This window comes from Streptomyces sp. NPDC029836, assembly GCF_055574495.1.
Genome location: NZ_JBVHZI010000011.1, coordinates 47866 through 60473, shown reverse-complemented (window position 1 = coordinate 60473; position 12608 = coordinate 47866). Strand labels below are relative to the sequence as shown.

The window sequence follows — 12608 nt, the reverse complement described above, 5'->3', positions numbered from 1 at the left end:
GCCGTTCTCCGGCCGGCCCAGCACCTGTGGGCGTTGCATCCGGTGATTGCGCCTGGAGACAGGGGCGTAGGGCGACCCCCACAGGGTAGGGGCGCGCCACTACCCGCCAATGGAGGAGGACCCCGTATGACGGCCCGGTCCGTCCCGGAGCACGGAGCACCGCCTGAACGCGACGTCGTCCTGGGCGGTCGCTACCGGCTCCAGAGCCCCATAGGGTCCGGTGGCACGGCAGACGTGTTCCGCGCCATCGACCAGGTACTGGGCCGCGAGGTGGCCGTAAAGGTGTTCCGCGCGGGTACGGACACGGTCACTGCCGACCGTTTCTGCGATGAGGCCCGCACACTGGCCCGCCTGTCCCATCCCGCCCTCGTCACGGTCCATGACGCCGGCCGTCACGGCCAAGGCGCTTTCATGGTCACCGAGTTGATTCGCGGTGTCACCCTGCGCACCCGAATGGACGCGGGCCCTCTGGGGCCCGTCCAGGTCACACGGATCGGCGCCGACATTTCCTCAGCCCTCGACCATGTACACGCCCATGGCGTCATCCACCACGACGTCAAACCCTCGAACATCCTCCTGGGCGAGGAGGGGGCACCGCACCTCGCCGACTTCGGACTCGCCAGGACCGTGCACGAGCACTCCCACAGCGCGCCCGACACCCTGGTGGGCACCCTCGCCTACATGGCCCCGGAACAGTTCCTCGGCGAAGGCGCGAGCCCGGCCAGCGACATCTACGCTCTGGGAGTCACCCTCCTCGAAGCGCTCACAGGCCGACGCGAGTACCAGGGAACCCCCGTGGAGATCGGGACCGCCCACCTCCTGCGCCCGCCCCGAATACCCGAAGAACTGCCGGAGGACCTCGCACGCCTGTTGAAGGCGATGACAGACCAGGCTCCCGCGGCACGTCCTGATGCCGCCGCCGTCCACCAGCGCCTGCAAGAGGCCGCGCGGGCACCGAGGCCCCGCACCGCGGTGCGCACGGCGCTCACCGACGCCTCCACACACCGCTCCTCTCCGCCGCCCCCCGGCGCTCACCTCGCGCGAACGCCCACACGAACGCGGAGCAGGGCTATCAGCAGGCGACGGGCAGCATTCTTGGGCCTCGCGGCCATGAGTGTCGCAGGCAGCTGCGCGCTGGTGATGGGTGCTGATTCCGCAGAGAAGAGCACACCCACCTCGGCTCCCTCGCACGGGCAACCATCGGCGTCGCACAACACCGAGGTGGCCGGTCCGGCAGGGTCCCCCGGTAGGTTGCCCGCGTCTTCGCATCCCGCCACCTCGGCGTCGACCCCGCAGGAGCCGGGCACGGCGCCTTCCACCACGCCAGAGCCTGGGGCGTTCACCGGCCCGACCGGTTCATACGCCGCACCGCCCGTCGCAGACCGCCCGGCGAAGGCTCCTGGTCCGACAAAGACGAAGGAGATCCCCGGGAAGGCCAAAGGGAAGAAGGACAAGGGGCGGTGAACGAACCCCGCCGCCGCTTGCTCGACCCGGGAGCGCTACCGGTCCATCACCCTGCGGCCAGGGCAGAGCGCGAAGCGATCCGGCAGGCACGTGCCGACCACGGCACCCCGGAATGGCGGCAGTGATACGCGGCCCGCAAAGGCATCGAAGGCACCGTCTTCCATGCCGTCCACATCGCCGGTAGTACGACAGGCCTGCGACCGAGGACTCGCCAAGCCCGCCTCCAGCGCCGGCGCACCGCCGCCGCAATCAACATCACCCGCCTCAACGCGTGGACCAGCCCGAGCGAAGCACACCCCCGCGTCTCCCACCTGGCGGCACTTCGCCCTGCCAGGCAGCAACCCAGCGGGGCGAGGTGATCCTGCCTGCCTCGCCCGGATCGGTGCTCCTGCCGCGTGGCGAGTCGCCCGACGGCGCAGTCCTAACTTCTTCCCGGTTCCGTGAACATCACCGGACGGTTACGCATTCGATCCATCCGCCTGACGGACCGACAACTCGTCGTTTCCACGTGCCGATTGCATATCTGTCTGTCGATTGTGGTGTGAGTCACGCAGGGCGAGAGTGGCGGCCTTCCCGTCGGCTACCGGCCGCCAGTATCGAGAGGGCGTTCATGTCCCACAGTCCCAGCGGTGAAGTCCACCGGCTCAAGGCGAACTCGGTCGGTCTGGTCGGGGTGGTGTTCATGGCGGTCGCCACCGCGGCGCCGATCACCGCGATGACCGGAAACCTGCCGATCGCCGTCGGTTTCGGTAATGGCATCGGGGCCCCGGCCGGATATCTCTTCGCCACCGTCGTCCTGACGGTGTTCGCCGTCGGCTACGTCGCCATGGCCAAGCGGATCACCGCGGCCGGGGCGTTCTACGGCTACATCTCACACGGCCTGGGCCGAATCGCGGGGATGGCGTCGGGGATGCTCGCGGTCCTCGCCTACATCGTCTTCGAGGCGTCGATCGTCGGCGTCTTCTCGTACTTCGCCAAGACGACGGTTCACGACCAGCTCGGCGTCGATCTCCCCTGGATCCTCTACGCGGCCGTCATGCTGGGCGTCACCGCCGGCCTGGCGCACTTCGACATCAACCTCACCGCCAAGGCGCTCGGGGTGATGCTGGTCGGGGAGATAGCGGTCCTGTTCGCCGTCGCGGTCGCGGTGCTGTTCGCGGGCGGCGGCCCGGACGGCATCCCGCTGCAACCGGTCAACCCGAAGAACGCCTTCACCGGCGCCTCCGCCGGCCTCGGTCTCTTCTTCGCATTCTGGTCCTGGGTCGGCTTCGAATCGACCGCCATGTACGGCGAGGAATCCCGCGACCCCAAGCGGGTCATCCCGAAGGCCACCTTGATCTCGGTCGTAGGCGTCGGGCTCTTCTACATCTTCGTCTCCTGGATGACCATCGCCGGCAACGGCCTGTCCAGGTCCGTGGAGCTGTCCGCCTCCGCCAACCCCCTGGACCTGTTCTTCGCCCCCACGCAACAGTTCATCGGGTCCTGGGCAGTCGACTCCTTCCAGTGGCTGCTCCTGACCGGCTCCTTCGCCTGCGGCATGGCCTTCCACCAGTGCGCCGCCCGCTACCTCTACGCCATCGGCCGCGAAGGCTTCCTCCACCCAGCACTCGGACGCACCCACCCCCGCCACGGATCCCCGCACGTCGCCTCCCTCGTGCAGAGCGCCATCGCGATCGCCCTGGTCGCCGCGTTCTGGCTCACCGGCCAGGACCCCTACATCCACCTCTACACCCTCCTCGCGATCCTCGGCACGATGGCGATCCTCATCGTCCAGACCCTCTGCTCCTTCGCCGTGATCGGCTACTTCCGCAAGAACCACCCCGAGGACCGGCACTGGTTCAAGACGTTCACCGCCCCCCTGCTCGGCGGGATCGCGATGAGCGCCGTCGTCGTCCTGCTGGTCGTCAACATGAAGACCGCGGCCGGACTCGCCGCCGACTCCCTCGTCTTCACCCTCATCCCCTGGATCGTCGCTGCCGTCTTCCTCGGCGGCCTCGCTCTCGGCCTCTACCTCAAGCTCAGAGCACCCGAGCGCTACGAGGTCATCGGCCGGATCGTCCTGGAAGACGCCACCGAACGCACCGACCCCAGCACCGACACCGCTTCCCCCTCCGCCGCGAACGTCTGACACCCGAGGAGCCACCCGCCATGGCCCGAACCTCCGTCATGCACACGCTCAAGCAACTCGCCGCCGAACACGCCGCCGCCCGCCGACTTTCCCTGCCCACCGCCGACGTACGGGGCCTGAGCCGGCGCGCCCTCCTGGAGCGCGCCGCGGCCCTCGGCCTCGGCACCGCCGTGGCAGGCGCCACCACCACCGTTCCCGCCCGGGCCGAGACCGCTCCGGACGGCAACAAGCCGCCGATCGGCAACCCTCGCGTCGCCGTCGTCGGCGCGGGCATCGCCGGTTTGACCGCCGCCCTCACCCTCAAGGACGCGGGCATCGCCTGCACCGTCTACGAAGCCAACCCCACACGTGTCGGCGGCCGCATGTGGAGCCAGCGCGACCACTGGGCCTACGGCCAGACCTCCGAGATCGGCGGCGAGCTGATCGACACCAGCCACAAGAAGATCCTCGAGCTCTGCCGCCGCTTCAACCTTCCCACCGAGGACTTCCTCGGCGGCGGACCCAACGGAGCCGAGGAAGTCCTCTGGTTCGACGGCGCCTACTACCCCCGCGCCCAGGCCGACGAAGACTTCAAGGCCGTCTACCAGGCCCTGCGCCGCGACCTCCAGGACGCCGGCGAGGTCACCTGGAACTCCACCACCCCCGCCGGCACCACCCTGGACAACATGTCCCTGTACCAGTGGATCGAGACCCGGGTCCCCGGCGGCCACACCTCACCCCTGGGCCAGTTCATCGACGTCGCCTACAACGTCGAGTACGGCGCCGACACCACCGGCCAGTCCGCCCTCGCTCTGGTCCTCCTCATGGGCTACCAGCCCAACCCCGGCCACTTCAACGTCTGGGGCCTGTCCAACGAGCGCTACCACATCACCGGCGGCAACGACCGACTCCCCAATGCCATCGCACAGACCCTGCCCCCAGGCTCCCTGCTGATGGGACGCGAACTCACCGCCGTTCGAGCCAACGCCGACGGGACCCAGACCCTCACCTTCAACGATTCCGGCACGACCCGCACCGTCACCGCCGACCACACCATCCTGTGCCTGCCCCTGCCCGTACTCCAGCGCGTCGACCTCACCGCAGCCGCATTCGACCCCCTCATGAAAAACCTCCTGCGCGATGCGCGCATGGGCCACTGCACCAAACTCAACATGCAGTTCACCAGCCGGCCGTGGCGCGGCAGCGGCCCCTGGCCAGGCGTCTCAGCAGGCGACTGCTTCACCGACTCCGACGTCCAGCAGACCTGGGACACCACCAAACTCCAGCCCGGCAACGGCGGCATTCTGCTCCAGTACGGGGGAGGCACCCTGGCCGGGGCCCTCACCCCCGCGACCCCCTTCGCCACCGAGACCGACCCCTACGTACGCACCCTCGCCAACCGGATGCTCACCGGCATTGACGCGTTCTTCCCCGGCACGAAGAACGCCTGGAACGGACGCGCCCAACTGTCGGCCTGGCACCGCAACCCCTACTCCCTCGGCGCATACTCCTACTGGCCCACTGGCTACCTCCACCGCTACGCCCGCTACGAAGGCACCGCCCAGGGCAACGTTCACATCGGCGGCGAGCACTGCAGCTACGACTTCCAGGGCTTCATGGAAGGCGGTGCCACCGAAGGCGAACGCGCGGCCCGCGAGGTCATCACCGCGCTCACCTAGGGGTCTCTGCGATGTCCTGATCAGCTGCTGGGTTCTGCTCTCTTCGTGGGGTGGGATTCGATAGGACCGGGTTGTGAAACGGAGGCAACTCGCGCATGCCCAGTGGAAGTTCACCGAGCCGTACCTGCCGATCGGCAGGTACGGGCCGTATCCGGAGCGGTTGCGGAAGCAGTTCGAGGGGGTGACCTGTCGGTTCCGCTCCAGCGGGCAGAACGGGCTTGTCGCTGGTCAGCGTGGACTGCGCCACGGTCCGCGCTCACCAGGGTCCGGTGCCGAGTCAGTTCCAGTGGCTGCTGGGGATGAGGGGCGTCCTGCTTCTGTTCGAGATCCGGGACGGCACCGGGGCCTGACCGGGCGACGCGGGGAGGCCCGGCGGTGGTCGGGGCGTGGGACGGTGCGGGTGGGAACCGTGTCGACGACGGACGTCCTGAACACAGGACCCGGACGGCGACCGTAGTCACGCCGGCCGGGTTCTGTCATGTGGCGTCGACCGATTGGCTACATGGCTGAAGACGAAGAGCGGATGTCGGTGGATCTTGACATCGGTTCCTGATTGGTCCGTTCGGAATGTTGGTGGGTACTGGCGCCACTTGTTCGGGCGTGGGCCTTGGCGGCGTGAGTGATGATCTGGCGGGTGCTGTCCGGGTTCAGTGCCTGGGCCTGGAGGTGCTCGTACATGACGTTGTAGTGGTGTACGTCGGATCGTTTCTCCAGGTAGAGGTCGCTGGTGAACCGTTCCAGATAGACCGTGCCCTTCCCGGGGGCGTCCGCGAACGTGAGAATGGAGAACTGTCCCGAGATGCCCGGGTGGGCTCCCGCCTCGTGCGGGAGGACCTGCACGGTGATGTGCGGCTGGGTGCTGAGGCGGTTCAGGTGCTCGAGCTGTTCGCGCATGATGTCGGGGCCGCCGACCGCGCGGTGCAGTACCGATTCGTCCAATACGGCCCATAAGCGGAAGGGACGGGCGGGGTGGTGGGCCCGGTGCTGTCGGCGCAGCCGTACCTGAAGTCGGGCTGCTCTTTGTCCGGGCGTGGCCTGAGGGATCGTTTCCGCGATGACCGCGGCCGCGTAGGCGGGTGTTTGCAGCAGGCCGGGGATCACCAGGGACTCGTAGGAGTGGATCGAGGAGGCGCCCGTCTCCAGGCCGACGTAGACGGCGTAGGGCACCTCGCCGAAGGCGACCCACCAGCCGTGGCGCCCTGATTCCCTTGCCTGCCACATCAACGCGTCGACGACCTGGGGGTCCGTTACCCCGTAGAGCCCGCACAGGTCCCGCACGTCACGGGGCTTGATGATGCGGCGGCCGTTCTCCAGGTTGCTGATCTTGGGCTGCGAGATCAGCAGCCGCTCGGCCACCTGGGTACTCGTCAGGCCACTGTCCAGACGGAGCCGACGTAGCTCGGCGCCGAGCCGGCGCCTTCGGACGGTGGGATTGTCGTTCGCCGCCACGGGCGGTCTACCTCCGGCTCGGGACCGTCTGCCGGCCACGCGAGTGCCACGGCCGGGCCCGTGCGAACGCGTTCGCCGTGCAGAAACGATCAACGAGCCCAGAAGCCAAGCGTCACCCTCCTCAGCTCGCTGAAGTCGCGGCGTCAAGTGGTGAACCGGCGTCCTCGCCGTGCAGGGTCACCCAGGGCACCACGTCCGCGATCCGGGCGCCGCCGGTCCGCGATCAGGGCACCGTCTGCGAAGAGCGTCCCGCCCCCATCCATCGAAACGGTTCGGCCCGGGTCCTGGCAGACTCTGCCCGCACCCTGCCCATTGCGCGGAGGACCGCCGCCCTGCGCGATCGGGGCACCCTCGCCGTCGACCGATTTTCCCGGCGGGCCGATCGTCCTGTCCGAAGCGCAGGACAAGGGCGCCACCCGCTACCTGGAACACCTCAACGCCGTGACCTCGACCCCCGGCGGCCTCGGCTACGGAAACGGCTGGCGAACCGTGTCCGAGCGGCGCCGGTTGGTGGGTGCGTCGTCCGTCGGGGTGGTTCCTCGGTCGGTCTCCTGTGCGTCAGGTGGTGGTCGGGGGTGTGGGGGCGGGAATGGGTGGTGAGGGGAGCGGCCCGGACGCCGCCGGCCCCCGTGACGCTGCCGGTCGCGGTTGGCCGGCAGCCGTCACACGCGCCGTGAGCCGCCGCGATCGACAGCCTCCATTCCTGGCGTGACCGGACGGAGGATCGAGCTCCGCTCGTCGGAGGCGTGGCCGGCCCTGCCCTGCCGGATCAAGGCCCGACGGCGATGCCGCCTCCGGCGGGCAGCGCGGTGGGCCGTGGGCGGGTGTGGGGCTGCGGCCCCGTTCCTGCGTGGTGGGGGAGCCGCAGCCGTCGTGTGCTGCCTAGAGGTGGCCGCCGTAGTAGGTGCCGAGCTGGTCGCGGTAGGCGGCGTCGCCGCGGTGCTTGTCCTTGTCGTATTCGGGGGAGTCCTTGATCTGGTCCTTGGTGAGGTGGACGAGGATCTTCTCCTCCTTGGCGTCGACGCGGACGATGGTTCCGGCGGGGATCAGGACGTGCTTGCCGAAGATCCAGGGGCCGGTGTCGACGACGATGTAGGAGGAGCCGACGTCCTCGGTGTGCTCGTCGACCTTCCCGATGTGCCCGTCGGATGCTTCGACCTTGAAGCCGATCAGTCGGGTGCCGGGCGTGTAGTGGGACTCGGGGTTGTAGTTCCACATGTCGGTCATGGGTGTCTCCTTGTCGTGGTGGGGGTCAGGTGGTCAGGAGGCTGTTGCGGCCGTCGTGGCCGTCGGCTTCCTCCTCGTCGAGCCAGTTGCCGCCGTCGGCGAGGTGGCGGAACCCGTGCCGCTCTCCGCTGGGGAGGGTGATGGTGACGGCGCGGCTGCCGTCGGGGCGTGGGTGCAGCGGATGGAGGCCGGGTTGCCAGTTGTTGAAGTCGCCGACCACGCTGACCTCACCGGCCGGATGGCCGGCGGGCAGGACGAACGTGATCTCGGTCCGCTTCTTGCCCCGCGTCCGTTCCAGCATCGACAGACAACTCCTCACCAACCGGGGGCCATGACGTGCCATCCCTGCCCCGGGCCACGGGCACGCTCGCGGGCAGTACTCCGGGCGCGTGACGGCGATCACCCGCACGGCCCCCCTCGGAGTCGTACGCCGGGCCGTACTCGCAGGACCACGCGTCGCGGACGACATCAGGACCCGTTGGTGAGAGCCCTCTGCGAGGACCATGACGACCCGCTGACCCGGCCCGGCCGCCAGGACGCGCGGTACGTATTCCCAGCCGGCCCGGCTGCTGGACATCACGCAGGCCCGGGCTCTGTTCACCCTGGCGGAGGGCATCGAGGCGGCGCGCGCGTTGTGAGCGTGGCGCCCCGGGGCCGTGGTCGGCGTTACGGATCGGCGTACGGCGCCTGCGCTCGGACGCCGCCCTTCCACGCCGAGCTTGGCGAGCGCCGCGAGCTGCGTGTGGTCGAGGCGGTCGCGGCGTGGTCCTGGTTGGCGATTCATACGCTGGTGCGGTGTGCGACACGGCGGCTTCGGATCATTCCTCCGCCTGATTGGCATGACCTCGTGTTAGGGATGGCAAGCAAAAGTGTCCTAAATGGGAGGTATCTGACGATGCGTACGACTCTTCTTCGCATGACGACCGCGCTGGGTGCCGTGGCGGTTCTGGCTGTCTGCGGCGCCGGCGCGGCCGGCGCCGACAGCGTGGGCAGTTCAGGCTTCGGGAACTCGGGCGTCGGCAACTCGGGCGCGCTCAACGACGGCATCGGCAACGCAGGCATCGCCAACTGGGGCCTGGGCAACGCGGGCATCGCCAACACGGGCATCGGAAGCCACGGCATCGGAAACTCCGGCCTCGGCAGCTCCGGCATCGGCAACTGAGGCGGGCCCGCGGCCCTCGCGCCACCGAGTCGCACGACGCGCCCGGCTGACGTTGGGCCGGGCCACCCGGGCCGTCCACTCCATGAGCGGCAGGCCCGGGTGGCCGGCGCGGAACAGCCGGCCCGCTGGATGCGCTGGGTGCTCTTGTCGAGGTCCGTGAAGGGTGTTCCGGGCCGTCCTTCACTGGGGAGGGTGTTCTGGGGTGCGGCGGTGACGGCCTCAGCGGCGTTGGTGCTGGTCGCACTGAGGGCATCCATGATCATGGGCAGGACGGGACGGGGAGCGTGGACGGCGAGTGCGGCGAGTGAGCGGGCGGCGTACCCGCCGAGGTCCCCGTTGTTGAAGACTGCCTTCGAGCACATCTGACACGGCCGGGGGCGTGGTGATCGCCTGCGTCAGCTCCTCGATCGCGGGTCTCAGCGCTCCTGAAGTTCGGGCAGCGGATGGTCGACGGGCTGCTTCAGCGGTGCCAGGCGGCCGGGGCGGCGATCCGGGCCCGGGTGACGCCGCGCGTGGACACCGCGCTCGCCCCTACCGTGCACCTCACCCCGACCGGCGAGCTCGACCTGGACACCAGAACCGCCCTCGACGAGGTGCCGTCCGCTCTCGACGGCGTCTCCGTGGTGGCCTCGACATGCGGCACCTGACGTTCATGGACGTCACCGGCCTGCACGGCCTCACCGACTTCGTCCGCGCCTTGACACCCGCGGCATCGCGTTCCTCGCCTACAACTGGCAATCCCAGCCGCTGCGCCTCATGGACCTCGTCGACGGCTTCTACCCGCCCGCCGGACGCAAGGGAACCGGCGGGCCCACCCGGCGGCTGCGTCGCTCCCCGCAGGGTTGCGCTGCTGCCGCTCGCGAGGCCGGAGCGGCCCGGGCCCGGTAGGACCTCCTGCTCCGGACACCGGCTGCGTCCCGAAACCGTCAGGCTCGGGGCAGCCACCCGGTGGCGAAGTCCGCGCTGTCCCGAGCGTTTCGTGCCCGCTCCCCGATGAGCCGGCGAAAGCCGGCCGCCGCGTACCGCTCGCCGGTGGCCGAGCCGCGGCCGGGAATGCCGGCGGCCTCGGCCATGCACTGCTGTGGTTGGGGTTGCCAGCCGGTGACCAGGACCCGAAGGCCCAGGCTTTCCGCGCGCCGGTGGGCGTCGAGGAGGTGGAGCAGGCCGTCGGCGTCCATGACCGGGACGCCGTGCAGGTCGATCAGGAGGTCCCGTACGGCGGTGGTGACACCGTCCAGCGCTTCCTGAAGGGCCCGGCCCGCGTCCCGGTCGAGCTCGCCGACGGCGCTGAGCAGGGTCGTGGTGCCGCGGTGCTGGGTGTTGACAGTGATCAATGGGTTCTCCTCGCGCCGACCGCACGTCGACGCCTGCGGTCCTCCATCCTGGCGCGGCACTCTCCAGGGCTGATGTGCGGCTCGCTGAAGGAAAGAGACGGGCACGTGGCCTCGGGAGCGGTTGAAAGGGTGAAACCCGTTACCGGGCGAGGGCAGGGGGCACCCATGGTTCCGTGGCCGCGTGCCGGTGGACGTGGCCCGTACCCGTGCAGGCGAGACGAAGGAGTACGGCATGACGAAGGCCCGCGACATCATGACGGCCGACGCGACGTGTATCGGCGCGAACGAGACCGTCCTCGACGCCGCGAAGAAGATGGCCGAGCTCAAGGTTGGCGCACTGCCGATCTGTGGCACCGACGAGAAGCTCAAGGGCATGCTCACCGACCGCGACATCGTCGTGAACGTCCTCGCGGCGGGCAAGGACCCCGCCACGGTAAAGGCGGGCGACCTCGCCCAGGGCGAAGCGGTCACCATCGGCGCCGACGACGACGCCAACGAGATCCTGCGCACCATGGGCGCCCACCAGGTCCGCCGGCTGCCGGTTATCGACGGCCACACCCTGGTCGGCATCGTCGCCCTGGCCGACGTTGCCCGCGCCTTGCCCGAGGCGAAGGTCGGTGACCTGCTCGAGGCGATCTCGCAGAACTGATCGACCTGACGATCAGGCCCACTGCGGCGACGGGCCATCCGCACCGCGAAGGTGCCCTTCGGGCCTTCGCGGCGGTCGTCGCCGGCAGAGAGCGGATACGCCGGGCTGTCCGCATCCCTGGTCGCGCAGCCCGGACCCACGACCGGAGCGCGCGGAGGGTCTCTCGTCCGGGTGGCAGCTGTGGCGGTTGGCGTAGCCCCACGCCATGGCCGTGGGTGCAACGGGCAGGGATGGCGAGCCGTGGCCGCGAACACCGGCGACCTGCGGCTGCCCCCGTTCCCAAGGAGAGGTCCCTCGTGATCGAGAACATGTGGCGCTACAACCCGGAGTCCCACTACAACCCCGGGACCAATCTGGTCGGCTTCAAGGTCGAGGCGAGCGATGGGCACATCGGCAAGGTCGACGAGGCCACCGAGGATGTGGACTCCTCATACATCGTGGTCGACACCGGCCCGTGGATCTTCGGGAAGGAGGTCCTGCTGCCCGCCGGAACTGTCGTGCGCGTCGACATGAAGGAGGAGAAGGTCCTGGTCAACCTGACCAAGGAGCAGATCAAGGACTCTCCCGAGTACGACAAGGACAAGCACCGCGGCGACGCCGCCTACCGTGACGAGGTCGGCCGGTACTACGGCCGTCACATCGGCATCTGACCTTCACGCCCTCGCCGCCGCGGAGGGTTGCACCGGAAGGGGGCTGAAGGGTTGTCCGGACGGTTGCTTTCAACACGGGGACCGGGGGTGTGACCGCAAGTGTGAGAGCCCCCGAATCCGTTGATCTTCTATCTTCGCAGGTCAAACCCGGTGGGCAAGCCTCTTCCGCAAAACGACACCTCTTCCCCTGCGATAGCCAGGGGAAGAGGTTCTATCAGTGATGGCAGCCGCGGCTCACTCATCCAGGACCGGTTCCCCGACCTGGTCGCCGCTGCCGAGCAACTACCCGAGGGCCTGGCCCTCGATGGCGAGCTCGTCGTCCGGGACACTGAAGCTGGCCGACTGTCCTTCGACGCCCTCCAACGCAGGGCCGCCGCCCGCAGCCGATGGCATTGAACTCCTGGCCCGGCCCTACCGGGAGCGCCGCCGACGCCCTGAGGTCCTCTTCGCGGCCCGCGCACTGACCGCCCCCCGGCCCCTGTGCCCCATGACCACGGACCCGGACAAGGCCAGGGAGTGGCTGGAGGACTGGACGGACGTCTCCGGCGTCGAGGGGATCCTTGTGAAGTACGGCCGGCCGAGTGTTCGGTGTCAGGTGGTGAGCAGGTTGTTGCCGTTGTCCTGGCCCTGGGCGCTGTCGTCGTTGAACCAGTAGTCGCCGGCGGCGAGGTAGCGGAAGGAGTGGCTGGCCTTGGCGGGCAGGGTGACCGTGACGGCTCGGGTGCCGTCGGGGCGCGGGGTCAGCTCGTGGGTGCCGGGCTTCCACTCGTTGAAGTCTCCGACGACGCTGACCGGCCCGGGCGGGATGTCGGCGGGCAGGACGAAGGTGACCTCGGTACGGCCCTTGCGTCGCTGATGCTCAAGCACGGTGTTCTCCTTCGGGAGAG

12 protein-coding genes are annotated in these 12608 nt (G+C 69.2%); 7 read left to right on the top strand and 5 right to left on the bottom strand.

What is annotated here, in order from left to right; translation table 11 throughout:
- The first annotated feature begins 126 nt into the window (after positions 1–126).
- The 3 genes from ACZ4XJ_RS27530 (at position 127) to ACZ4XJ_RS27520 (ending at position 5250) form a co-directional block, all read left to right on the top strand.
- On the top strand, positions 127–1464 hold the full coding sequence (locus tag ACZ4XJ_RS27530; protein ID WP_468497775.1) for a serine/threonine-protein kinase: 1338 nt from the start codon (positions 127–129) through the stop codon (positions 1462–1464).
- Positions 1465–2074: 610 nt separating this feature from the next.
- Positions 2075–3592 carry an APC family permease gene (locus tag ACZ4XJ_RS27525; RefSeq protein ID WP_468497774.1) on the top strand — a complete coding sequence of 506 codons (1518 nt, stop codon included), beginning with the start codon at positions 2075–2077 and terminating at the stop codon, positions 3590–3592.
- Positions 3593–3612: 20 nt separating this feature from the next.
- Positions 3613–5250 (top strand): flavin monoamine oxidase family protein, encoded by a 1638-nt coding sequence (locus tag ACZ4XJ_RS27520; protein ID WP_468497773.1) that lies wholly within the window; start codon positions 3613–3615, stop codon positions 5248–5250.
- A 498-nt stretch (positions 5251–5748) separates the two neighbouring features.
- Here ACZ4XJ_RS27520 and ACZ4XJ_RS27515 read toward each other — a convergent pair whose 3' ends face one another.
- From ACZ4XJ_RS27515 to ACZ4XJ_RS27505, 3 genes are all read right to left on the bottom strand, one after another.
- Entirely contained in the window at positions 5749–6699 is a 951-nt protein-coding gene (locus tag ACZ4XJ_RS27515; RefSeq protein WP_468497772.1) for a helix-turn-helix domain-containing protein, read from the bottom strand.
- 882 nt (positions 6700–7581) lie between these two features.
- Positions 7582–7926 (bottom strand): PRC-barrel domain-containing protein, encoded by a 345-nt coding sequence (locus ACZ4XJ_RS27510; protein WP_362883563.1) that lies wholly within the window; start codon positions 7924–7926, stop codon positions 7582–7584.
- Positions 7927–7951: 25 nt separating this feature from the next.
- The gene (locus tag ACZ4XJ_RS27505) at positions 7952–8227 is read right to left on the bottom strand and encodes an isoamylase early set domain-containing protein (RefSeq protein WP_468497771.1); all 276 of its coding nucleotides are present in this window, start codon (positions 8225–8227) and stop codon (positions 7952–7954) included.
- A gap of 615 nt (positions 8228–8842) precedes the next feature.
- Between ACZ4XJ_RS27505 and ACZ4XJ_RS27500 the strand changes: the two genes are divergently transcribed.
- A complete protein-coding gene (locus ACZ4XJ_RS27500; RefSeq protein ID WP_362883559.1) occupies positions 8843–9088 on the top strand; it encodes a hypothetical protein in 246 nt (81 codons plus the stop codon).
- Positions 9089–9531: 443 nt separating this feature from the next.
- Entirely contained in the window at positions 9532–9735 is a 204-nt protein-coding gene (locus tag ACZ4XJ_RS27495; protein ID WP_468497770.1) for a hypothetical protein, read from the top strand.
- A 279-nt stretch (positions 9736–10014) separates the two neighbouring features.
- On the opposite strand, the gene ACZ4XJ_RS27490 is transcribed toward ACZ4XJ_RS27495, so the two are convergent.
- Positions 10015–10422, bottom strand: coding sequence for an STAS domain-containing protein (locus ACZ4XJ_RS27490; protein ID WP_468497769.1), 408 nt, complete (start codon positions 10420–10422; stop codon positions 10015–10017).
- A gap of 232 nt (positions 10423–10654) precedes the next feature.
- Between ACZ4XJ_RS27490 and ACZ4XJ_RS27485 the strand changes: the two genes are divergently transcribed.
- Entirely contained in the window at positions 10655–11071 is a 417-nt protein-coding gene (locus tag ACZ4XJ_RS27485) for a CBS domain-containing protein (protein ID WP_468497768.1), read from the top strand.
- A gap of 296 nt (positions 11072–11367) precedes the next feature.
- The gene (locus tag ACZ4XJ_RS27480; protein WP_453593245.1) at positions 11368–11721 is read left to right on the top strand and encodes a PRC-barrel domain-containing protein; all 354 of its coding nucleotides are present in this window, start codon (positions 11368–11370) and stop codon (positions 11719–11721) included.
- A 591-nt stretch (positions 11722–12312) separates the two neighbouring features.
- Here ACZ4XJ_RS27480 and ACZ4XJ_RS27475 read toward each other — a convergent pair.
- A complete protein-coding gene (locus ACZ4XJ_RS27475; protein ID WP_468497767.1) occupies positions 12313–12588 on the bottom strand; it encodes an isoamylase early set domain-containing protein in 276 nt (91 codons plus the stop codon).
- Between the last annotated feature and the right edge of the window lie 20 nt (positions 12589–12608).

What these genes read in the sequence shown, in the direction of transcription:
- ACZ4XJ_RS27525 (WP_468497774.1), top strand. Translation starts at nt 2,075, where the DNA reads ATGTCCCACAGTCCCAGCGGTGAAGTCCACCGGCTCAAGGCGAACTCG.
- ACZ4XJ_RS27500 (WP_362883559.1), top strand. Translation starts at nt 8,843, where the DNA reads ATGACGACCGCGCTGGGTGCCGTGGCGGTTCTGGCTGTCTGCGGCGCC.
- ACZ4XJ_RS27505 (WP_468497771.1), bottom strand. Translation starts at nt 8,227, where the DNA reads ATGCTGGAACGGACGCGGGGCAAGAAGCGGACCGAGATCACGTTCGTC.
- ACZ4XJ_RS27485 (WP_468497768.1), top strand. Translation starts at nt 10,655, where the DNA reads ATGACGAAGGCCCGCGACATCATGACGGCCGACGCGACGTGTATCGGC.
- ACZ4XJ_RS27520 (WP_468497773.1), top strand. Translation starts at nt 3,613, where the DNA reads ATGGCCCGAACCTCCGTCATGCACACGCTCAAGCAACTCGCCGCCGAA.
- ACZ4XJ_RS27495 (WP_468497770.1), top strand. Translation starts at nt 9,532, where the DNA reads ATGGTCGACGGGCTGCTTCAGCGGTGCCAGGCGGCCGGGGCGGCGATC.
- ACZ4XJ_RS27530 (WP_468497775.1), top strand. Translation starts at nt 127, where the DNA reads ATGACGGCCCGGTCCGTCCCGGAGCACGGAGCACCGCCTGAACGCGAC.
- ACZ4XJ_RS27510 (WP_362883563.1), bottom strand. Translation starts at nt 7,926, where the DNA reads ATGACCGACATGTGGAACTACAACCCCGAGTCCCACTACACGCCCGGC.